Source organism: Salinivibrio sp. MA607 (genome assembly GCF_001996245.1).
GTDB classification, from domain to species: domain Bacteria; phylum Pseudomonadota; class Gammaproteobacteria; order Enterobacterales; family Vibrionaceae; genus Salinivibrio; species Salinivibrio costicola.
Genome location: NZ_MUFJ01000004.1, coordinates 31,770 through 53,327 on the forward strand (window position 1 = coordinate 31,770; position 21,558 = coordinate 53,327).

A 21,558-nucleotide genomic window follows, 5' to 3' on the forward strand; every position below is an offset into this window, starting at 1 on the left:
ACAGTTAGTGACAAGGCGTCCTATGTTTAACGGCAAATCCATTCTGATCACCGGCGGTACTGGCTCTTTTGGTAAAAAGTACGTCCGCACCCTGCTTGAACGCTATCAACCACGTCGCCTCGTGGTGCTCTCTCGCGATGAGCTCAAGCAATATGAAATGCAGCAAACCTTTAACGCCCCTTGCATGCGCTATTTTATCGGCGATGTGCGTGATGGCGATCGTTTAATGCAAGCGATGCAAGGCATTGACTATGTGATTCATGCTGCTGCACTCAAGCAGGTACCTGCCGCCGAATACAACCCGATGGAGTGTATCAAAACCAACATTCACGGTGCAGAGAATGTGATTCGAGCCGCGATTGCCAACGGGGTCGAAAAAGTGATTGCGCTCTCGACCGATAAAGCCGCCAGCCCCAATAATCTCTATGGCGCCACCAAACTGTGTTCAGATAAATTGTTTGTCGCCGCTAACAATATGACCGGGGGCCAAAAGACACGTTTTTCGGTAGTGCGCTATGGCAATGTGGTCGGCTCGCGCGGCTCTGTGGTGCCTTTGTTTAAGAAAAAGGCAGCGGAAGGCGCGGATCACTTGCCCATTACGCATCCTGAAATGACCCGTTTTTGGATTACCTTGCAGCAAGGGGTGGATTTTGTGCTGAAAAACTTTTCGCGCATGTATGGCGGAGAAATATTTGTTCCTAAGATCCCATCGGTTCGCCTGACGGATCTCGCCAGCGCCTATGCCCCGAACACACCCGTCAAGGTGATAGGCATTCGCCCCGGCGAAAAAATGCATGAAGTGATGTGTCCGGCTGACGATGCGCATCTGACGCTCGAATTTGCCGATCATTACGTGATTTGCCCCACCATTAAGTTCTACGATGCCGATGATGACTATCGAGAAAATGCGTTGGGTGAGAAAGGACAGCCCGTGCCAGAAGGGTTTGAGTATCAATCAGGCACTAACCCAGATGTGTTAACCGTCGAGGCTATTTTGCAACTCGACACCGAGCAGTAAAGGAGTATGGCGTTGATCCCATACGGAAAGCAGCATCTTAGCGAGCAAGACTGTGCCGCTGTGCTTGAGGTGCTAAAAAGTGATTATCTGACGCAAGGCCCGCAAGTTCCGGCTTTTGAAGCCGCCGTCGCCGAACTCACCGGGGCTGCGCATGCGGTCGCCGTTAATAGCGCGACATCTGCCCTGCATCTGGCTTGTCTGGCGTTAGGACTGGGCCCAGGCGATCGTTTATGGACCTCCCCCATCACCTTTGTCGCGTCAGCCAATTGTGGCCGATACTGTGGTGCTGAGGTGGACTTTGTCGATATCGACCCGAACACACGTAATCTATGCCCCCAGCAGCTCGCGAAAAAGCTGGCACAAGCGGCCGCTACTCACAGCTTACCCAGAGTGCTGGTGGTGGTGCATATGGCCGGTGTCAGTGCGCCAATGGCCGAGATTGCCGCGCTCGCCAAGCGTTATCAGGTAGCCATTATTGAGGATGCGTCACATGCGATGGGCGCCTACTATCAAGAAGCGGCGGTGGGTGGATGCCAGTACAGCGATATTAGCGTGTTTAGTTTTCATCCAGTCAAAGTGGTCACCGCGGGAGAGGCAGGGGTTGTCACTACCCAAAATGCCACATTGGCGAAAGCGCTGCGTCAGTTACGTAGCCACGGGATCACCCGTGACGCAGAAGACTGCCACGCAGCCTTGCCGCCTTGGGGTTATGAGCAGCATGCATTGGGGATGAACTATCGCCTCTCGGATATTCATGCCGCACTTGGCCGTTCACAATTAACCCAGCTTCGTTCCTTTATCGCCAAACGGTTTGCACTCGCTGAACGCTACCACCAAGCGCTGGCGGATTTGCCCGTCAAGCGACCCATTTTAGACCCTGAGTCGGCATGGCATTTGTATTTGATTGAGCTTGAGCACGCCGATACACGCCGCGCCGTCTTTGATGCAATGCGAGCGCAAGGCATTGGCGTGAACGTGCACTATATTCCTGTGCATACGCAACCTTACTATCAGGCACTGGGCTTCCAACTCGGAGACTTCCCGCTCGCCGAACAGTATTACGCGGGCGCACTCACTTTGCCGCTTTACCCCGATTTAACCGAGCAACAGCAAGACACAGTGATTGCTGCGCTACAAAAAGCCATTGAGGACGCGTGACCGATGAATGTATGTATTATTCCCGCCCGAGGTGGCAGCAAACGCATTCCGGGCAAGAACCTCAAACTGTTTAACGGTGCGCCCATTATCACTTATGCTATTGCGACAGCGCGTCAAAGTGGGCTATTCGATCGCGTCTTGGTTTCCACCGATTGCGACGACATTGCCAGTGTGGCGCGCGATGCAGGGGCAGAGGTGCCTTTTGTACGTCCCGCCGAGATTGCCGGCGATCACGCTACGACCTTGGATGTGCTTGAGCATGCGATCCAGTGGCTTAACCCGTCGCCACAGCAAACGCCTTTGCAAGCGATATGCTGCCTGTATGCTACCACTCCCTTTGTCACCACGGATGACTTGCGCCAAGGCTTAGCGTTACTGGACGGCGACACCGTCAAATACAGTTTTGCCGCCACCCGCTACGCCTTTCCGATTCAGCGCAGTATTCATGTCGATGCCGATGGCAGTGTCAGCATGTTGTGGCCCGAGCACTTCACCACCCGTTCACAAGACTTACAGCCGGCCTACCACGATGCGGGAATGTTTTACTGGGGCACGCCAAGTGCTTTTTTAGCGCGCGAACCGGTTTTTTCCCCTCACTCGAAAGCCGTGTTGATCCCTCATTACCGCGTGCAAGACATTGATGAGCCGGATGACTGGCTACGCGCTGAGCTAATGTATCAACTGTTGGAGCAACAAGCCTTGCTATGAGCCATATTGCCATTCGAGTCGATGCCTCCCAAGCGATAGGTACCGGCCACATCAGCCGCATGCATGTGTTGGCTAGCATGCTACAAGGGTCTGGCCATCAGGTGACCTTAGTGTGTCGCGACTTGCCCGGCAATTTGATAGCAGTCAGCCATGAACAAGGCTTAACGGTGGCGGTGTTGCCTGCTCCCAAAAACTCGCTTAGCAACACCGATTGGCTTGGTGTGAGCCAGCGGCAAGATGCCGAAGAGACAACCGCATACGTCGCTAACCAGCCGGTGGATTTGATGGTGGTGGATCATTACGCCCTCGATGCCCGCTGGGAGCAGTCAATTCACATCCAATTGTACTGTCCGGTGATGGTAGTCGATGATTTAGCCAATCGGCCCCACGATTGCGCGTTTTTGCTCGATCAAAATCCTTGGCCTGATCTCACCACGCGCTACGCATCACGGCTTGTAAATCCACAAACCCGATGCTTATTGGGGCCAGACTATGCACTATTGCGTCCAGCATTTGCCGCCTTACATCAGTCTCCGCCGCCGCGGGAAGATAAGGTAATCGCCTTTTTCTCCGGCACGGACCCGACCGGTGAAAGCCGCAAGCTCGTGGACGCGGTGAAGCACCTAGAAGCCGTTCAACACCTAGAAGAAGAGCAAAAGCTCGATAGGCTGCCTTTCTCGCTATTAATTGTCACCGGCCGGCGTAACCCAGACCGCGATGCATTGTGTAAAGAGCCTGTCCCCGATGGGGTTAGCGTAGTGGAAGCACTGTCGGACTTTGATGCCCACATGGCACGGGCACGCTATGCATTTGGGGCGGCCGGTGTGACCGCCATTGAGCGCAGCTGCTTGGGGGTCCCGAGCACCTTGGTGTGTGTGGCGGAAAACCAACACGCCATGGCCGAGTATCTCGCCGGACAACCGGGCTATCAATACTTAGGACGCGGTGAGCACACCCGCTGGCAAGATTACGCGTCTGCACTGCAGCACCTTGCGGCAAATTGGTATCAGCTTCCTACTCTGCCAGCGATCACCGATGGAAAAGGCGCAGAGCGCGTGGTCGCGGCCTTGGAGCATGACTTATGCAACTAATTTTTAAAGCGGTGAGTCACGCGGACAGTGATACCTTATGGCATTGGCGCAATCGTCCCGCTGTTCGCCAGTTTATGTACACTCAGCATGAAATTAGCCATGATGAGCACAAGGCATGGTTCAGCCATATGCTTGCCAACACGCACCGTTATTTCTATATCGTCTACAAGCGCGTAGACAGCCAACCAAACACCCCGCTTGGCGTGGTCAACCTTGACCTCGATAGCGAGAATAGGACAAGTGCGACCTGGGCTTTTTATGCGGCCCCAGATGCACCGCGTGGCAGCGGCGCACTCATGGAATTTGGCGCATTAAGTTTAGCATTTGAGACCTYGGGTGTGACCCAGTTGAACTGTGAAGTGCTCAGTCATAACCAGGGAGTGGTTCGGCTACATCAACGCTTTGGCTTTCGTGAAACGCCGCAAAGTCGGCAACGCACCTTTTCCCTGCCTGAGGGAAAAACAGTCGAGATTGTGTGCCTGTCTTTGTCCGCTGATGAGTGGCAGCAAGACGCCAGCGCCCTTCAAACCAAACTGAATATCGATGCGGTTTATGAACAACGACATTAAAATTGCAGGCCGTTTGATCGGTCCCCAGCATCCTCCCTATATCATTGCCGAAATGTCGGCCAACCATAATGGTAGCCTTGAGCTTGCCAAGCAAACCATCTCCATGGCCAAAGCCTGCGGTGCCGATGCTGTCAAAATGCAAAGCTATACCGCCGATACCATTACCCTTGATTGCGACCACGATGAATTTCAGATCAAAGGCGGACTGTGGGATGGTTATAGTCTCCACCAACTATATCGCTGGGCACAAACCCCGTTTGAGTGGCACAAGCCGTTATTTGATCACGCACGAAAGGAGGGTATCACCCTATTCTCTTCTCCTTTTGATTGCTCAGCGATTGACTTGCTCGAGGATCTTAACGCCCCCGCCTATAAAATTGCCTCGTTCGAGGCGATTGATTTGCCTTTGATTCGCTATGCCGCGCAAACCGGTAAACCGATGATCATCTCAACCGGCATGGCTGACGAGACAGAGATCGCCGAGGCGGTAGCGACCGCCCGTGATAACGGCTGTCGTGAGCTGGTGTTGCTTCATTGTATCAGCGCCTACCCCGCGCCGATGGAACAAAGCCATCTGCGAACCATTCCAACCTTAGCCAGCCGCTATCAAACATTGGCGGGTTTATCCGATCATTCGCTGACCAATACCGCCGCGATCGCAGCCGTGGCACTCGGCGCGTGCGTGATTGAAAAACATGTGATGCTCTCTGAAAATTCGGGAGGCCCGGATGCTGCTTTCTCGCTTACGCCACCTGCACTGAGTGCGCTTTGTGAGCAAACCCACGCGGCGTGGCAAGCGTTAGGAGAAAGCGCCCTCACCACCCGAGAGGCCGAGTCGAGCAACCGTCAATTTAGGCGCTCTTTGTATGTCTGTGAGGATATCGCGCCCGGTGAGCCACTCACGCCCGATAATGTGCGCAGTATTCGTCCTGGCTTTGGGTTGGCGCCGAAACACTATGATGCGGTGCTCGGAAAACGCGCGACACGCGCGTTAACCAAAGGCACCGCGTTGTCGTGGGAGGATATAAACTGATTGTCTAAGTGGGTCATTCCCGAGACCACAAACCAAAAAACCCGGCGAATGAGCCGGGTTTTATCATCGTGCGATAATACTATTATTACATTTGCGCAATCATGTCGTCTGCAAACTCAGAGCACTTACGTAGGCTCGCACCTTCCATTTGACGCTCGAAGTCATAGGTCACAGTTTTGTTGGCGATGGTTTTTTCCATTGATTTGATCACCAAATCAGCGGCTTCAAACCAGCCCATATGACGCAGCATCATTTCTGCTGACAGGATAAGCGAACCTGGGTTTACCTTGTCTTGGCCCGCGTATTTTGGCGCCGTGCCGTGGGTGGCTTCAAACAGTGCCACACCGTCACCAATGTTGGCACCTGGGGCGATACCAATACCACCAACCTGGGCTGCCAAAGCATCAGATACGTAATCACCATTCAAGTTCATGGTGGCAATCACATCATACTCTGCAGGGCGCAACAGGATTTGCTGCAAGAAAGCATCTGCGATGGAATCTTTAATAATGATTTCTTTACCGGTTTTTGGATTTTTCATCGTCATCCACGGACCGCCATCAAGCAACTCGGCACCAAACTCTTTATTGGCTACTTCGTATGCCCAATCTTTAAACGCCCCTTCGGTAAACTTCATGATGTTACCTTTGTGGACGATGGTCAGTGAGTCGCGATCGTTATCGATGGTGTACTCGATAGCCGCACGAACCAGACGCTTGGTACCTTCTTCAGAAATCGGCTTGATACCGATACCACACTGCTCTGGGAAACGGATTTTGTTGGCACCCATTTCTTCGCGCAGGAATTTAATCACTTTATCGGCTTCTGCGGTGCCCGCTTTAAACTCGACACCCGCGTAGATGTCTTCTGAGTTTTCACGGAAGATCACCATATCGGTATCTTCTGGCTTTTTCAGAGGGCTAGGAACGCCAGTGAAGTAACGTACCGGACGCGCACAAATGTAGAGATCGAGCTCTTGGCGAAGGGCCACATTCAGAGAACGAATACCACCGCCAACAGGCGTTGTCAGTGGGCCTTTAATCGCCACTTTGTATTCACGAATAAAGTCGAGTGTTTCAGCCGGTAGCCATTGATCATCACCGTATACCTTGGTGGATTTTTCACCGGTGTAGATTTCCATCCATGAAATCTTACGCTCACCGTCGTAGGCTTTAGCAACTGCGGCATCAACAACTTTGATCATTGCAGGGCTAACATCCATCCCGATGCCATCCCCTTCAATGTAAGGGATCACAGGGTGGTTAGGGACTACCAGTTTTGTGCCGTCGAGTGTAATTTTTTCACCTTCCGCCGGTACAACTACTTTACTTTCCATTTTAATCTCCTAGCGTCCATTTGTTATCTTTGTGTAAGATGCGCAACGAGGATACTCGAATTCATACAACACGCCAAACAGATTATTACGTGTATAATACCAAAGTCTCATTTGCCGTTTAATCTATTTGACAGCCCGTATGCCATATAAATCCCGCTCTCAGCCAGCGTCAAAGGCTGTTTCAAACACCACTGCCAAATCATCTCAACACGCACAGGATTCACGCGCGGCGGCGATGACCACTAAAGTGATACTTGTTAACAAACCTTATAACATGTTGACCCAGTTTAGCGGTGAGCCCGGTGACAGCACATTAGCCGACATCGTCTCCGTAAAAGACGTGTACCCGGCCGGTCGACTCGACAAGGACAGCGAAGGCTTGCTGGTGCTCACCAATAACGGTGCCTTACAAGCCAGATTAACCCAGCCTTCATCTAAATCTCCCAAAACCTATTGGGTCCAAGTGGAAGGTGATCCCAGCGATGAGGCGATTCAAGCGCTTTGCGACGGTGTGGAGCTAAAAGATGGTCTAACGCTACCCGCTGAGGTATCAAAAATGGCGTCACCCGCCGTGTGGGAACGCCATCCTCCGGTACGCTATCGCGCCAACATTCCCACTACCTGGCTAAAGGTGGTGCTGAACGAGGGGCGAAATCGACAAGTACGCCGGATGACTGCCCATATTGGCCACCCGACGCTGCGCTTGATTCGCGCCCAACTCGGCGCCTGGCAGCTGGATGATTTGCAACCGGGCCAATGGCGTGAGGTCGCGCCCCTGAAAGGCTTCGAGCAGTTCATCCCTAAACCCAAAGGGCCAAAAGGGAAAGCACCGTGTGGGCGCACTCGCTCGTCCAAGCGCGCACCGTTGAAGAAGGCTCGATAAAGCCAAGCTTCCACAGCAACTGTCGTCATCGCTCTGAGATTGGATACCACGCATAAACACGCCGTGAATCCATCCCTGGAGGCTCCGCCGCGCCATCCATGGCGCGGAGGGTCTTTGCGCGGCACCCAATCACAGACTATGTCCGCCATTGATATTTAATCGCATCAACATAAGCTGCATCGGTCGCCGTCAACGCAACCATCTATCTACTTTAGATAACGGTTAACGTGTGAGCCTTATCACATCTGTATCCGGCGATTTGATTCTGTTAAACTCAGCGTCCGTTTATTGATAGCAGCATTTGTGATCACCATGTCAGATAACAGCAGCAAAAAAGTGATTGTCGGAATGTCCGGCGGTGTTGATTCGTCCGTTTCTGCCTACTTGTTGAAACAACAGGGTTATCAGGTCGAAGGCCTGTTTATGAAAAACTGGGAAGAAGATGACAACGAAGAATACTGCTCTGCTGCAGAAGACTTGGCCGATGCGCAAGATGTCTGCGATAAGTTGGGCATTGAGCTACATACCATTAATTTTGCCGCTGAGTATTGGGACAATGTGTTCGAGCATTTTTTGACCGAGTACAAAGCAGGCCGTACGCCGAATCCAGATATTCTGTGCAATAAAGAAATCAAATTTAAGGCATTTCTCGAGTTTGCCGACGAAGTGCTAGACGCCGATTATATTGCTATGGGCCATTATGTGCGTCGATCTTTCCCCGACAATGGTGAAAAAGCACAGATGCTGCGTGGCCTTGATAGCAATAAAGACCAAAGCTACTTCTTATATACACTCAGCCACGATCAGATTGCACGTAGCTTATTCCCAGTCGGCGATCTCGAAAAGCCACAAGTGCGCCAAATTGCCGAAGAACAAGGCTTGGTGACCGCAAAGAAAAAAGACTCCACTGGGATCTGCTTTATTGGTGAGCGCAAATTTACTGACTTTTTATCGCAGTACTTACCCGCGCAACCGGGGCCCATCGAAACGACCGATGGCGAGAACATCGGTGACCACCAAGGCCTGATGTATCATACCCTGGGCCAACGTAAAGGTTTAGGGATTGGCGGATTAAAAGGCGGTAACGGTAGCGAAGCGCCCTGGTATGTGGTCGATAAAGACGTTGAGCGCAATGTACTGATTGTAGGTCAAGGCCATGATCATCCACGCTTATTCTCTGCAGGCTTAATAGCAGCCCAATTACACTGGGTCGATCGCGAGAATGTGACCGAGACACGCCGTTGCACAGTCAAAACCCGATATCGTCAACACGATATATCATGTACTATCACGCCTGTTGATAATGACACCATAAAAGTGACATTCGACGAGCCGCAAATTGCGGTCACCCCTGGCCAATCCGCTGTTTTTTATGACGGCGACGTGTGTTTAGGTGGTGGTATTATCGAGCAACGTATTTAAGGAGCCGTGATCAGTGGCAGAGACGATTTATGATCGCACCCTCGCTTTTGCGAGCATTTGTCAGGCAGCGAAACTGGTGCAAGATGTGTCCCGTCAGGGCTATTGTGACCAAGACGCGCTCAGTACCAGCTTAAGCAGCATCGTGATGACGAACCCGTCCTCGACGCTCGATGTGTTTCGCGGTGAGGTCGGTAATGTCACTGGCGGCGGTGAGTCAGGGCTCCATTTAGGCTTGGAAGCGCTGATCAGCCAGCTGGATAATAGCAGCAACGGTAGCGAGCTAATGCGTTATCTGATCAATTTGCTCGCCTTAGAGCGCAAGCTTGCCAGCCGTCGTGATGCCATGGCGCAATTGGGCGATCGGATCGAAACCATCGAGCGCCAATCGAGCCACTTTGATCTGCTTGATGAGCAAATGATCAGTAATCTTGCCAGTATTTATCTCGACGTCATCAGCCCACTGGGCCCGCGTATTCAGGTTTCTGGCGACCCGCAACACCTACAACAAACCGGCGTGCAACATCGTGTGCGTGCCCTCTTGTTATCTGGTATCCGTAGTACCGTACTATGGCGCCAAGTAGGCGGTAAACGCCGACATCTCATTTTTGGTCGTAAACAAATGGTTGAGCAGGCCAAAACTATTCTAGCCCGTAGCTAATCAGATTGAACTCAGGAGACATAAAATGGAACTGTCAGCGCTGACTGCTGTTTCCCCGGTCGATGGCCGATATGGAACGAAAACGATTGCGTTACGATCGATTTTCAGTGAATTTGGATTGCTAAAGTATCGCACCATCGTTGAAATCCGCTGGCTGCAAAGCTTGGCAGCCACTGACAGCATCAAAGAAGTGCCTGCATTTAGCGATGACGCCAACGCCCTCCTCGATCGGATTGCCGCTGAATTTGATGAGCAAGACGCCGCCCGAATCAAAGAGATTGAGCGCACCACTAATCACGACGTCAAAGCGGTTGAGTACTTTTTAAAAGAAAAAATTGCTCAACACTCAGAGATTCATGCGGTTAGCGAGTTTATTCACTTTGCCTGTACCTCGGAAGATATCAATAACCTATCTCACGCACTGATGCTTAAAGAAGCGCGTGATACGGTGATCTTACCGGAAATGCAACAGCTTGCCGATGCAGTTAAAGACTTGTCACAACAGTTCCGCGATGTGCCGATGCTCTCTCGCACCCACGGCCAACCGGCGTCGCCGTCGACCATGGGTAAAGAAATGGCGAACGTTGCCTACCGTATGGCGCGTCAGATTAAGCAAGTCGAAAGCACTGAAATCCTCGGCAAAATCAATGGTGCAGTGGGTAACTACAACGCCCATTTGTCGGCCTACCCAGAGATTGATTGGCACGCCTACAGTGAAGCTTTTGTCACTTCGCTCGGTATCGACTGGAACCCGTACACCACTCAAATTGAGCCGCATGACTACATTGCTGAGCTCTTTGATGCCGTGGCGCGTTTTAACACCATTTTGATCGATTTTGATCGTGATATCTGGGGCTATATCGCGCTGGGTCACTTCAAGCAAAAAACGGTTGAAGGTGAAATTGGCTCGTCGACCATGCCACATAAAGTCAATCCGATTGATTTCGAAAACTCGGAAGGTAACCTCGGCCTAGCGAATGCAATTTTCTCTCACCTGGGGCAAAAGTTGCCGATTTCTCGCTGGCAGCGTGATCTGACCGATTCGACAGTATTACGTAACCTGGGTGTCGGCGTGGGTTACACCCTAATTGCTTATGCCTCGACCCTTAAAGGGATCAGCAAGCTAGAAGTCAACCAAGCCGCGCTAGAAGCCGAGCTGGATAAGAACTGGGAAGTGCTTGCCGAACCGATTCAAACCGTAATGCGTCGCTACGGCATTGAAAAGCCGTACGAGAAGTTGAAAGAGCTGACACGCGGTAAACGGGTGGATGGCGAAGGCATGCGTGCTTTTGTTGATGGCCTCGACTTACCTGAGCATGAAAAAGCGCGCTTGAAGCAAATGACACCAGCTAACTACATTGGTGATGCGGTCAAGCTCACTGACAAACTTTAAGCAAAACGTTCTCATACCTCACGGCCTCCATTGGGGGCCGTTTTTTATCCCCCTCGCACCGCCCCGCTCAGCGCGTTATACTGCCGCAAATTCCTTAACCTGTGATGCTATGTATCAGTTTCAATTTTCCATTGCCGACTTTATGTCCACCTATTGGCACCAAGCGCCTACCGTTATCCGTCAAGGCTTTATAGACTTCGAGGATCCCATCGACCCAGAGGAAGTCGCAGGCTTGGCGATGGAAGCCGATATTGATTCTCGCATGGTGACACACGCGAATGGTCAATGGCAGGTTGCCCACGGACCGTTTGAGGATTTTAGCAACTTTCCTGATACTCACGCGCAACTGATTGTTCAGGCAGCCAACCACTGGCACCCAGGCGCCCGCGAGTTAGCCAGTGCCTTTTCGACACTGCCTCAGTGGTTATTCGACGATCTTATGGTGTGCTATTCCCAGCCGCAAGGTGGCGTGGGACCCCATATCGATCAATACGATGTCTTTATTGTTCAAGGGCAAGGGCGTCGTCGCTGGCGCGTTGGGCCGAAAGGCGATTATCAAGATGCCAATCTCGAGACCGGTCTCAAGCAAATTACTGGCTTTGATGCCATTATCGATGTCGAACTAGCCCCTGGCGATATTCTTTATATTCCACCSGGTTTCCCGCACGAGGGTGATACCCTAGAACCTTCGCTCAGTTACTCGATTGGTTATCGATCGCCAAAAGCGCGCGAGCTACTCAGTAGCTACGCGGATCAAGTGATTGTTGATGAAGCGGGCGATAACCACTTCCATTGGCCCGCGATGCCAGCGCAACCCGATGCGCCAGCGGCACTCGACCCACAACATCTCGCCCAAATGGATGAGATGATGATGGCATTAATGCAGGACGAAACCCGTAAAAAGCGCTGGGTTGGCGAGTTTCTCTCTCAGGCTCGACACGAGCTCGATTTGCTCAGCCCCGATCCGCAGTGGCAGCCTGATAGCCTCAAAGCCGCCATGCAAGATGGTCTGTGTTTAGAAAAACTCAGTGGCTTACGTGCTTTTTATCACGCTGATCAGTCAGAAATAATTTTTATGCTCGGTGAAAGCTTTGACTTACCGGAAGGCTGTGAGTCACTGACGCCTAAGCTGTGCAATCAGCGTTTTATCGATTGGGAAATGCTCGGTGAAGCCGCTGAAAATAGCCTATTTTGGCCGATGCTCACGCTGTGGGTAAACCGCGGCTACTGGTATCCTTTAGACGAGGCACCAGAATAACCGCGATTTTTTGCAAAAGATCGCGCTCGATGGTTGATAAAAAAGCGCAGGAAACAAACCTGCGCTTTTTTTCATATTACGTTTTTTACGACGCCAAAAGCTGTCGATTATCTATCTTTTGGATCCAGCGCATCACGCAAACCATCACCGACATAGTTAAAACAGAATAGCGTCAGCACCATAAAGGTCGCTGGGAACAGCAGCTGCCAGATTGCTATTTCCATCGTTTGTGCCCCTTCTTGTAGCAAGGCACCCCAGCTGGTCATTGGCTCTTGCACGCCCAGACCCAAGAAACTGAGGAAGGATTCGAACAAAATCATGTTCGGCACCAACAAGGTCGAATACACAGCGACAATCCCTAATACGTTCGGCACGATGTGGCGGGTAATAATATGACGTGTGCTCACCCCTGAAACATGCGCCGCCTCAACAAATTCTTTACTGCGTAAGCTGAGCGTTTGACCACGAACGATACGGGCCATATCCAGCCAGGCAATACAACCAATCGCCACAAAGATCAGTACGATATTCCGACCAAAGAAGGTCACCAACACAATCACGAAGAACATGAATGGAATCGATTGTAAGATCTCAACCAAGCGCATCATCACCGCATCGGTACGGCCGCCAATAAAGCCAGAAGTTGCACCATATAGTGTACCAATCAGGACGGCGACAAAGGCCCCCATGACACCAACCATGATCGATATACGCCCGCCCATCATGGTACGCGTAAACAGATCTCGCCCAAGGGCGTCAGTGCCAAACCAGTGGCCATCAAGACCCAATGTCGGGGCCGCATGGATGGCGTACCAGTCGGTCGCATCATAAGCATAAGCACTCAGGGACGGACCCAATAGAACACTCAAACCAATAATGACAAGGATCACCAAGCTGGCCATCGCGGCTCGGTTACGTTTAAAGCGTATCGCTGCGTCCTGCCAAAGGCTTCGCCCTTTTACATCCACTTCTTCTGCGAAGTTTTCTAGGGCGTCAATGTTTTCTTTTTTCGTCAGCATCATGTCACCCCTAGTAACGGATCTTAGGATCGATATACGCAAGTAGGATATCGACAATGGCGTTGAAAAGAATGGTCAGCGTCCCGATTAAAATCGTACAACCCAGTACCAGTGAATAGTCACGGTTAAACGCAGCGTTAACAAATAGCTTACCGATGCCAGGTAGCCCAAAGATGGTCTCGATCACCACCGAGCCGGTAATAATCCCAACAAAGGCTGGCCCCATATAAGACACCACCGGCAACATCGCTGGCTTAAGCGCATGCTTGACAATAATGGTCGGGTAGCTCAACCCTTTGGCGCGTGCAGTACGAATAAAATTACTGTTCAGGGTTTCAATCATGCTGCCACGGGTCACACGCGCAAACGTGGCAACGTAGAGTAACGACATGCCAATCACGGGGAGCACCATAAAGTGCCAACCTCCCCCTTGCCAGCCACCGGCCGGTAACCAGCCCAAATTAATGGCGAAAATATAAATAAGCACAGGCGCGAGCACGAACGATGGCATGACCACCCCGAGCATCGCGGTCGACATAATGGTGTAGTCAATCCAGGTATTTTGTTTCAGCGCGGCAATGGTACCGATCGTGACCCCAAACAGCAGGGTGAACACAAATGCTATCGCGCCGATTTGCGCCGAAACAGGGAGAGAGTCAGCAATCAATTCATTAACGCTATAGTCAATATATTTAAACGAGGGACCAAAATCCCCTTGTAAGATATTGCCTAAATAGGTGGTGTATTGCTCAAACACGGGCTTATCTAAGCCGTATTTGGCATTAATATTTTCCATTACCGCCGGGGGCAATGGACGTTCACTTGAAAAAGGGTTGCCAGGCGCAAACCGCATCAAGAAGAAGGAAACAGTGATTAAGACCAACAGCGTTGGGATCGCTTCCAATATTCGCTTCGCGATAAATTTCAACATAGCTCTACCGTCAACATTAGCTCTTGCATAAATACGAGCTGTTCCATGTTAGTTAAGCATCACAGCAAGCGCTGCCTTGGGCATTTCCACAAACAGCGAAACCATCAAGGGAGTCGTAATAAACGACTCCCTCACTTAGCCGTGAATCAGGGATTACTCCGCTTTGATGTAAAGATCTTTGGAGAAGATCTTCTCTTCCGCGTTATTGGCTGGGAAGCCACCGACTTGGGGGCTAAGCAGACGCGCTTTTACATACTGATAGATTGGCGCAATCGGCATGTCTTTCGCCATTTGTGCCTCTGCATCAAGGTATAGTTTGCTACGTTCCGCCTCGTCTGTAGTGGTCATCGCTTTTTGCATGATAGCGTCATAAGCTTGGCTATCGTAGTGCACACCGCCTGAGGTATTGGTGCTTCGCATTAAGCTGAGGAAGGTCGACGCCTCGTTGTAATCACCACACCAGCCGGCACGGGCCACGTCAAAGTTACCCTCGTCTTTGGTGCTTAGGTAGGTTTTCCACTCTTGGTTGTTCAGATCGACAGACACGCCGAGCTTGTCTTTCCACATTTGACCAATCGCAACGGCCAGTTTTTTGTGGTTTTCACTGGTGTTATACAGCAGTGAGAAATCAAGCGGATTATTTTCACCAAATCCTGCCTCTTTAAGCAAACGCTTAGCTTCTGCATCACGCTCTTCTTGGGTCATTTTGGCGTATTCTGGCAATTCAGGCTCAAATCCGGCGGTGATCTCTGGTGTTAAGAAATAAGCCGGTTTTTGGCCCTGACCCAGTAAAGCGTCAGTGATTACATTGCGATCAATGGCATAAGACAATGCTTTACGGATGCGGACGTCATCAAAAGGTTCACGCTTGGTGTTAAAGATGTAGTAATAGCTACACAGGTTACCCACGATAGAGAGGTCGTCTGGATGCTCGCTTTTCAAACGACGGAAATGCTCATTGGGGATCTCGTAAGTCATATCAATTTCACCGGCCAAGTAGCGGTTCATTTCTGCGACTTGGTTTTCAATCGGCAAGAAAGTGACTTTGTCGAGTGTGGTATTGTCGTTATCCCAGTACTGCTCATTACGCGTTAATTCGATACGCTCGTTGATTACCCAGTTATCGACCACAAACGCGCCATTACCAACGAAGTTTTCTGGTTTGGTCCACTGATCACCATGCTTTTCTACGGTCTCTTTATGGACTGGCTTCATGGTGGTGTGACCCATCATTTTCACCAAGTACGGAACCGCTGAGTCAAGCGTGATCTGTAACGTGTGATCGTCGAGTGCTTTAACCCCTAAGGTGTCTTTATCTTTTTCACCTTTGATGATGGCTTTGGCATTCTCCATGTGGGTATAACCCAGATACCATGAGTAAGGCGACGCCGTCATTGGGTCAGCGACACGTTTAAAGCTGTATTCAAAGTCTTGTGCAGTGACGGGATCGCCGTTTGACCACTTGGCTTCATCGCGCAGGTAGAAGGTAAAGACTTTGTTATCTTTGTTTTCCCAGCGCTCAGCCACACCAGGAATCACATTACCGTCGGCGTCTTGGTTAACCAGACCTTCGAGTAAGTCACGAATAACATGTGACTCTGGCACGCCTTGGGTTTTATGTGGATCGAGAGAAGCCACTTCCGCCCCATTACCACGAACGAGCTCTTGTACATCAGCAAGTTGGGGTTCGCCGGCGGCGGTTTCAGTTTTTTGCTCAGGGGCTGTTTGGGAGGTTTGTTTTTGCTCGGGCTCACTGCATCCTGCGAGAGCCAGAGAAAGGCCAGCGCCCATAAAAAGGGTTCGGGTAATCGTGTTTAGCTTCATCGTGTAACTCCATAACAATCGCTATTGCATCCATGACAATCGTCGCAGCCAGCGGGAGCATCCATTTGCACAACTCTAGAAGTTGTACTACGCCGTGCTGCGCGACTAAAGGCAAAACATTACCAATCAATACTGTGTTTTGCCATAAACCTGAAGTATTTTGCCATAAAATGAGATTAAAAACTTATCTTTCACTACACTTAAGTCACATAAAAAAACGTTCAGCTGGTAAGACAAGGCAAATTTAGCGCTTTATTCATCACCAGTAACAAAAAACGGTACAAACTGCTGTTTATACTGAATATGAGGACTTTGAGGCTAAGACTTCACTGGCTTACCGTTTAGAAAGCACACAAGCCTCTACCGAACACTTTCACCTCAGTGACTTTAACTGGCAAACCACATCAATGTTAATCAATTGTAACGACGATAATAAACGCTATTTGTCAAAAAAACTCAACATAAAAGCGCACGTGTGATGTCAGACAGGTATCAAGGTCACAAAATCGATGGTATTTCAGGTGACCGCTGCGGGAGGGTATTTGCGGTGTCATTCTCTCTGTATAGCCAGCGTGAAAACGCTGGCTATAAGTGATGCCTGTTACTTTTTGGCCTCATCCGGGGTAAATGTCGGACTTTCATCAGGCGAGTGATCATGCGCCTGATCGTTGAGGGCATGGTGTTCCTCGCGGGCCTTCTCCATCTCCGGCATCACATTGTTCAACATCTCTTTCATTTTCTTATTGCTATAGCGCTTGTGTTTCATTGTGTCCTCCTGAACGGATCAGTGTTTGGCACAGTCACACAAAGTAATCATAAACTAGGTAATCACAAACTAGGTAATCACAAACTAGGCAATCACAACCTCGATTGCGTTTTTATTACTTTGGTACAAACCGCTTGTGCAATTTTTAAGCTACACCCCTGTCTCCAAAAAAGCAAAAGATGATCATGTTAGCGATTGCATCGACACGAGCCTGATGATGGTCATCTCAACAGCCACGCGGTTATCGGCGTTTTATCAACCAAATTTAAGAAGATTAACTGATAATAATTCGCTTTTTAGAAGAAATACCAATATCGACCACTTTTTAACCAGACTATCTTGTTATTCATTGCTATCTCCCCCATCCTTATACAAGTGGTGAGACGTTCCCTATCACCACCTTATTTTTCTTCCGACAAAAGAGTGACAAGCAAGACTATGAGACCACAAAGTTCAACCTCGCGCCCCCTGTGCGCACGCGTTCGCCATGGTTACAATCCATACAAAGGAAAAAAACCTCAGGTTAATCGCTAACGCGGTGTTGAAGTGACGATGCGTCAATCTAATAGCCTCCCATGTTGGAGGCTATTTTTTTAATTGCACAATACGCGATTGCACAATGCAGGCCATGAAGCGGATTTGCATTGCAAATTGCGATTTATTCAACCGTCGGTTATGGCTTAAGCCGCTAGAAACGTGCCACCCCCCCGATACAGTTGAGTTTTAAAAAGTAGGCACCCCTTTTGCAGTATCTAGATTATTAGACCAAACCATTGCTCACCAGGAGGTGTACCATGGGACAATCAACACCCATTCTGTTCAACGATCGCCATATATTACCGGGTGGACGCATTCCACTCCGGATCCCAACCGGGGAAGCGTTGCAAACACTGGTCTTTGCCTTAAAACACGGTCTGCCTTTGGGAGTATGTATGGCAGAAAGCCAGGCTCAGCGTCAGCATGTCAATATTGGTACCTTTATCGAGATTGAAGATTACACCCGCAGTCAAGAGGATGGGTGTTTGGTTGTCACTGCCCGCGGCATTGCGCGTTTTGCGATTCGAGCCTTCAACCACCAGCATGATGAGATGTTATTCGCGACCGTGAGTCCACTCCCGCGCTGGCCTGACTGCCACGTCGATAAGCAAAGCGAACCACTGGTTGAGCGCTTACAATCCATGTTTGAGCGCCACCCAGAGCTACAAAGCATGCATCGTGAGGCAGAGTTCTCCAATTTAACTTGGTTATGTCAACGCTGGTTAGAGCTGTTACCGCTGCCAACCGATGAAAAACAAGCATTAATGGCCAATAACTCTTGTGTCGCTACACGCGATTACCTACTGAGTATGATGCAGGATCCTCACTAGATAGAGGACGATGCTTTCTGTGCTACCTTGCCAATTACGCCCATTTTTCTGTCTTTTTAGGGTGAGGGATAATGCGCTGCGTTATCCCGTTTTTTCACTTTTTATCGTACTTTTCTTCTCCTGCTCACATTTTTGCACCAAGCGTTTCTTCTTAATTCGGACGATTAAGGTAACATTAACGTAATTTTTATGTCTGTTTAGGTCTCTCGGCAATGCGCCATCCAACGCTTTCTGATCCAGCGATTTCCCACCAAACCGTGTCTGATCAAGATCGATCAGCGCAAAGATCGTCTCACCAAGCAAACGTGACGTCTTCAACACGTATTGTCGCCCTTGGCGGCGGGCATGGCTTAGGGCGAGTATTATCTGCATTAAGTGAGCATGGAAATCGCGTGACCGGCATTGTCACTACGACAGATAACGGCGGATCAACGGGCCGTATTCGCGCCTGCCAGGGAGGAATAGCCTGGGGTGATATTCGTAATTGCTTGAATCAATTAATTACCGAACCATCAGTGGGCTCTATGCTGTTCGAATACCGATTTAAAGGCAAAGGCGAACTGAATGGGCATAATTTAGGCAATTTAATCCTGACGGCGCTCGATAATTTATCCGTTCGCCCCTTAGAAGCGATTCAGCTAATTCGCGATCTATTAGATGTACGTCCGCATCTTCTGCCGATGTCTGAACACCCAGCAGAATTAGCCGCATTAACGGCCGACGGCGAAACCGTCGCGGGGGAAACACACATTGATGAGCTCTCTGCGCCCCCCACACGTTTATTTCTCTCGCCAACCGTACCGGCCACACGTGAAGCCATGGATGCAATTGCACAGGCAGACATGATACTGCTCGGCCCCGGCAGTTTTTTAACCAGTGTCATGCCACCTTTACTGGTTCCCGAATTGGGACGAGCGCTCAAGCATACGCAGGCAAAAATTGTTTTTATCCGTAATTTAGGCAAAGAAATCGGTCCGGCGGGCGAGATGTCTCTCGATACTATGTTGGCGTGGTGCGAACGTGCGATGGGAGGCAAAAAGGTTGATGTTATACTCGGAGAGAAAAGCGCGACACAGCTTGACCCAGACTATCAACAAAAAGAGGCCGAGCTGGCCTCTTCAAATCATCATTGGCGTCACGACCGGGATAAGCTACGTCAAGCTATTGATGAAGTCCTGCTCGACTGCCATCTCCCGGTATGTTGACGCCGTCCCTTGCAGCATTTCGGTAAGCTCATCCAGGTGATGTGACATCCACTCGCGCTGGCCTTGCTTAACACGCGATTCGCACTCGCGCGCCATTTCGGCTAAATCATCGGCACCAAAACTGGCGGCACTGCTTTTAATCGCATGGCTGATTTCACGGATTTGCTCAATTGATGGCGAGCCAGCCAGTTGAGAGTGATACTGAGATAATTCATCACTGAATACAGTGAGTAAAACGGTCACCGTATCCTCTCCCACTTCTAATGCCAATCGACGCAATGTTTCAGTATTTACTGTGGTGGCCATACATCCGTTCCTATCATTCATTCGCCGCAGTTTTTTGCCAGGCTTGCAGTTTTCGGTACAAGGTTGAAGGACTCACTTCGAGTAACCCGGCCGCTTGCGGGATATTGCCATTGCACACATCAATCGCCGCTTCAATGGCGCGCTTTTCAATTTTCCATAAAGGCTCGATATCCGCTTTACTCAACGACGAAGGCGTTGAATCTGATGACTCTCGCGTCACCAGGTGATTCGGCGAAAAGGCACTCGTCGTGACTTCAGACCCTGCGTTATGCTGCGGTGATGCAATTTCGGCACCAGAAACGCGATTCACAGGAGAAGGAAGCATTTCTTTGCTGACTTCTTCACCATTATGCAACACAACGATGTTGCGAATCACATTTTGCAATTGACGAACGTTACCCGGCCAGTCATAACGCAGCAGGAGATCGGCTACCTCATCACTGAAGCGACAAAAATCTTTACCCTCTTCTGCAGAAAATACAGCGAGCAAGGCATTGGCAATCGCGAGTACATCGTCACCGCGTGCGCTTAAAGGCGGCAGTTCAAGTGGAATCACGTGCAGACGATAATAGAGGTCTTCACGAAACTTTCCTTGCTGAACCTGAAGCCAAGGATCTTGGTTGGTTGCACAAACAAATCGAACATCCACGTTTTTGACATGCGACGAACCGACTTTTTGAAAGCTACCCGTTTGAATGAAACGTAGCAATTTGGATTGCAAATCCATATCCATTTCGCAAATTTCATCTAAAAAGAGAGTGCCGCCATGCGCCATTTCTGCCGCCCCTTCACGCTCAGCCGCCGCCCCGGTAAACGCGCCTTTGACATGGCCAAACAGCTCACTTTCAATCAGATCTTTGGGAATAGCGGCACAATTTAATGCAACAATAGGCTTATTACTGCGGGTGCTGGCTGCATGAATGGCCTCGGCACAGACTTCTTTCCCGGTGCCACTTTCACCTGTAATAAAAACAGTCGCTTTGCTTGGGGCGGCGGATTCAATCACGCGGTAAACCGCTTGCATCGGTMAGCTACTGCCGATGAAGCCATGATATTCGCTTTCGGGCTTGCTGGTGTTGGATTGATGGCTGGATTTAGGCTTGAGCGACTTATTCACCGTGACGCGCAATTGATCCGCTTCACAAGGCTTAATTAAGAAATCATTGGCGCCATGGCGCATCGCGTCGACTGCCGCGTCAATCGAGCCATGAGCGGTCATGATGATCACCGGCAAGTCTGGCGCGACAGCACGGACTTTTGCCAGCACATCAATCCCTGACATATCGGGCAGGCGAAGATCCAGGATGATCAACGCAAGTTGGTCGCCTTCTTGTTCAAAGAAAGTCAGCGCATCCTGCCCTTTGCCCACAATGGTGACATCGACATCCAAGGGATTTAAATACGATTTGTATAACGCCGCGACCGACGCTGTATCTTCCACCATCAATATTCGTTTATTGGGTGACAGTGCTGGCATTTATCCTCCAAGAATCACATCGCTGCCTGGGGTCTTCATAAAGCATACAGTTTTCATTGAGCCCATAGCCTTCATAGAGCCTGTAATATTCATTGGCTCAATTGCACGAGCGTATGCGAAATGCGTTGCATTATGC

Annotated in this window: 19 protein-coding genes and 1 pseudogene; 13 read left to right on the forward strand and 7 right to left on the reverse strand. The window is 50.2% G+C overall.

The features are described 5' to 3' along the window. Positions 1-22 precede the first annotated feature (22 nt). The 6 genes from pseB to pseI are packed head-to-tail and all read left to right on the forward strand — an operon-like array spanning position 23 to position 5,577. On the forward strand, positions 23-1,018 hold the full coding sequence (gene pseB / locus BZG81_RS02990) for a UDP-N-acetylglucosamine 4,6-dehydratase (inverting) (RefSeq protein ID WP_025738853.1): 996 nt from the start codon (positions 23-25) through the stop codon (positions 1,016-1,018). Positions 1,019-1,030: 12 nt separating this feature from the next. Next, positions 1,031-2,176, forward strand: coding sequence for a UDP-4-amino-4,6-dideoxy-N-acetyl-beta-L-altrosamine transaminase (pseC, locus tag BZG81_RS02995; RefSeq protein WP_077676746.1), 1,146 nt, complete (start codon positions 1,031-1,033; stop codon positions 2,174-2,176). 3 nt (positions 2,177-2,179) lie between these two features. After that, complete coding sequence (pseF, locus tag BZG81_RS03000; protein WP_077676709.1) at positions 2,180-2,884, forward strand: pseudaminic acid cytidylyltransferase; 705 nt, start codon at positions 2,180-2,182, stop codon at positions 2,882-2,884. After that, positions 2,881-3,975 (forward strand): UDP-2,4-diacetamido-2,4,6-trideoxy-beta-L-altropyranose hydrolase, encoded by a 1,095-nt coding sequence (gene pseG, locus BZG81_RS03005; protein ID WP_077676710.1) that lies wholly within the window; start codon positions 2,881-2,883, stop codon positions 3,973-3,975. The genes pseF and pseG overlap by 4 nt, the downstream gene beginning before the upstream one ends. Continuing rightward, positions 3,966-4,544: a UDP-4-amino-4,6-dideoxy-N-acetyl-beta-L-altrosamine N-acetyltransferase gene (gene pseH, locus BZG81_RS03010; protein WP_077676711.1), complete on the forward strand. Its 579-nt coding sequence runs from the start codon at positions 3,966-3,968 to the stop codon at positions 4,542-4,544. The genes pseG and pseH overlap by 10 nt, the downstream gene beginning before the upstream one ends. Next, complete coding sequence (gene pseI / locus BZG81_RS03015) at positions 4,528-5,577, forward strand: pseudaminic acid synthase (RefSeq protein ID WP_077608604.1); 1,050 nt, start codon at positions 4,528-4,530, stop codon at positions 5,575-5,577. Before pseH ends, pseI begins: the two co-directional genes overlap by 17 nt. Positions 5,578-5,662: 85 nt before the next feature. Here pseI and icd read toward each other — a convergent pair whose 3' ends face one another. Next, a complete protein-coding gene (gene icd / locus BZG81_RS03020; RefSeq protein ID WP_077460393.1) occupies positions 5,663-6,913 on the reverse strand; it encodes an NADP-dependent isocitrate dehydrogenase in 1,251 nt (416 codons plus the stop codon). Between the two features lie 139 nt (positions 6,914-7,052). Between icd and BZG81_RS03025 the strand changes: the two are divergent. The 5 genes and pseudogenes from BZG81_RS03025 to BZG81_RS03045 form a co-directional block, all read left to right on the forward strand. Then, positions 7,053-7,685: pseudogene (locus BZG81_RS03025) on the forward strand (pseudouridine synthase); the annotation flags it as partial. A 423-nt stretch (positions 7,686-8,108) separates the two neighbouring features. After that, positions 8,109-9,218: a tRNA 2-thiouridine(34) synthase MnmA gene (gene mnmA, locus BZG81_RS03030; RefSeq protein WP_077460486.1), complete on the forward strand. Its 1,110-nt coding sequence runs from the start codon at positions 8,109-8,111 to the stop codon at positions 9,216-9,218. 13 nt (positions 9,219-9,231) lie between these two features. Then, complete coding sequence (gene hflD, locus BZG81_RS03035; RefSeq protein WP_021022328.1) at positions 9,232-9,876, forward strand: high frequency lysogenization protein HflD; 645 nt, start codon at positions 9,232-9,234, stop codon at positions 9,874-9,876. A gap of 25 nt (positions 9,877-9,901) precedes the next feature. Continuing rightward, the gene (purB, locus tag BZG81_RS03040) at positions 9,902-11,269 is read left to right on the forward strand and encodes an adenylosuccinate lyase (protein WP_077460391.1); all 1,368 of its coding nucleotides are present in this window, start codon (positions 9,902-9,904) and stop codon (positions 11,267-11,269) included. Positions 11,270-11,378: 109 nt separating this feature from the next. Further along, positions 11,379-12,527 (forward strand): ribosomal protein uL16 3-hydroxylase, encoded by a 1,149-nt coding sequence (locus tag BZG81_RS03045; RefSeq protein ID WP_077676712.1) that lies wholly within the window; start codon positions 11,379-11,381, stop codon positions 12,525-12,527. 107 nt (positions 12,528-12,634) lie between these two features. On the opposite strand, the gene oppC is transcribed toward BZG81_RS03045, so the two are convergent. The 4 genes from oppC to BZG81_RS15570 form a co-directional block, all read right to left on the reverse strand. After that, complete coding sequence (gene oppC, locus BZG81_RS03050) at positions 12,635-13,546, reverse strand: oligopeptide ABC transporter permease OppC (RefSeq protein ID WP_077460389.1); 912 nt, start codon at positions 13,544-13,546, stop codon at positions 12,635-12,637. A gap of 10 nt (positions 13,547-13,556) precedes the next feature. Continuing rightward, the gene (gene oppB / locus BZG81_RS03055; RefSeq protein WP_077576315.1) at positions 13,557-14,477 is read right to left on the reverse strand and encodes an oligopeptide ABC transporter permease OppB; all 921 of its coding nucleotides are present in this window, start codon (positions 14,475-14,477) and stop codon (positions 13,557-13,559) included. 153 nt (positions 14,478-14,630) lie between these two features. Next, entirely contained in the window at positions 14,631-16,301 is a 1,671-nt protein-coding gene (locus tag BZG81_RS03060) for an ABC transporter substrate-binding protein (protein WP_077676713.1), read from the reverse strand. A 601-nt stretch (positions 16,302-16,902) separates the two neighbouring features. Further along, complete coding sequence (locus tag BZG81_RS15570) at positions 16,903-17,067, reverse strand: hypothetical protein (RefSeq protein ID WP_158009963.1); 165 nt, start codon at positions 17,065-17,067, stop codon at positions 16,903-16,905. Positions 17,068-17,861: 794 nt separating this feature from the next. Here BZG81_RS15570 and BZG81_RS03065 point away from each other — a divergent pair. Beyond that, positions 17,862-18,434, forward strand: coding sequence for an LON peptidase substrate-binding domain-containing protein (locus BZG81_RS03065; protein ID WP_021022322.1), 573 nt, complete (start codon positions 17,862-17,864; stop codon positions 18,432-18,434). A 212-nt stretch (positions 18,435-18,646) separates the two neighbouring features. After that, positions 18,647-19,639 carry a YvcK family protein gene (locus BZG81_RS03070; protein WP_021022321.1) on the forward strand — a complete coding sequence of 331 codons (993 nt, stop codon included), beginning with the start codon at positions 18,647-18,649 and terminating at the stop codon, positions 19,637-19,639. Here BZG81_RS03070 and BZG81_RS03075 read toward each other — a convergent pair. Continuing rightward, the gene (locus tag BZG81_RS03075) at positions 19,586-19,945 is read right to left on the reverse strand and encodes an Hpt domain-containing protein (protein WP_021022320.1); all 360 of its coding nucleotides are present in this window, start codon (positions 19,943-19,945) and stop codon (positions 19,586-19,588) included. The genes BZG81_RS03070 and BZG81_RS03075 overlap by 54 nt on opposite strands. A gap of 13 nt (positions 19,946-19,958) precedes the next feature. Continuing rightward, positions 19,959-21,422, reverse strand: coding sequence for a quorum-sensing sigma-54 dependent transcriptional regulator LuxO (luxO, locus tag BZG81_RS03080; RefSeq protein WP_241827343.1), 1,464 nt, complete (start codon positions 21,420-21,422; stop codon positions 19,959-19,961). Between the last annotated feature and the right edge of the window lie 136 nt (positions 21,423-21,558).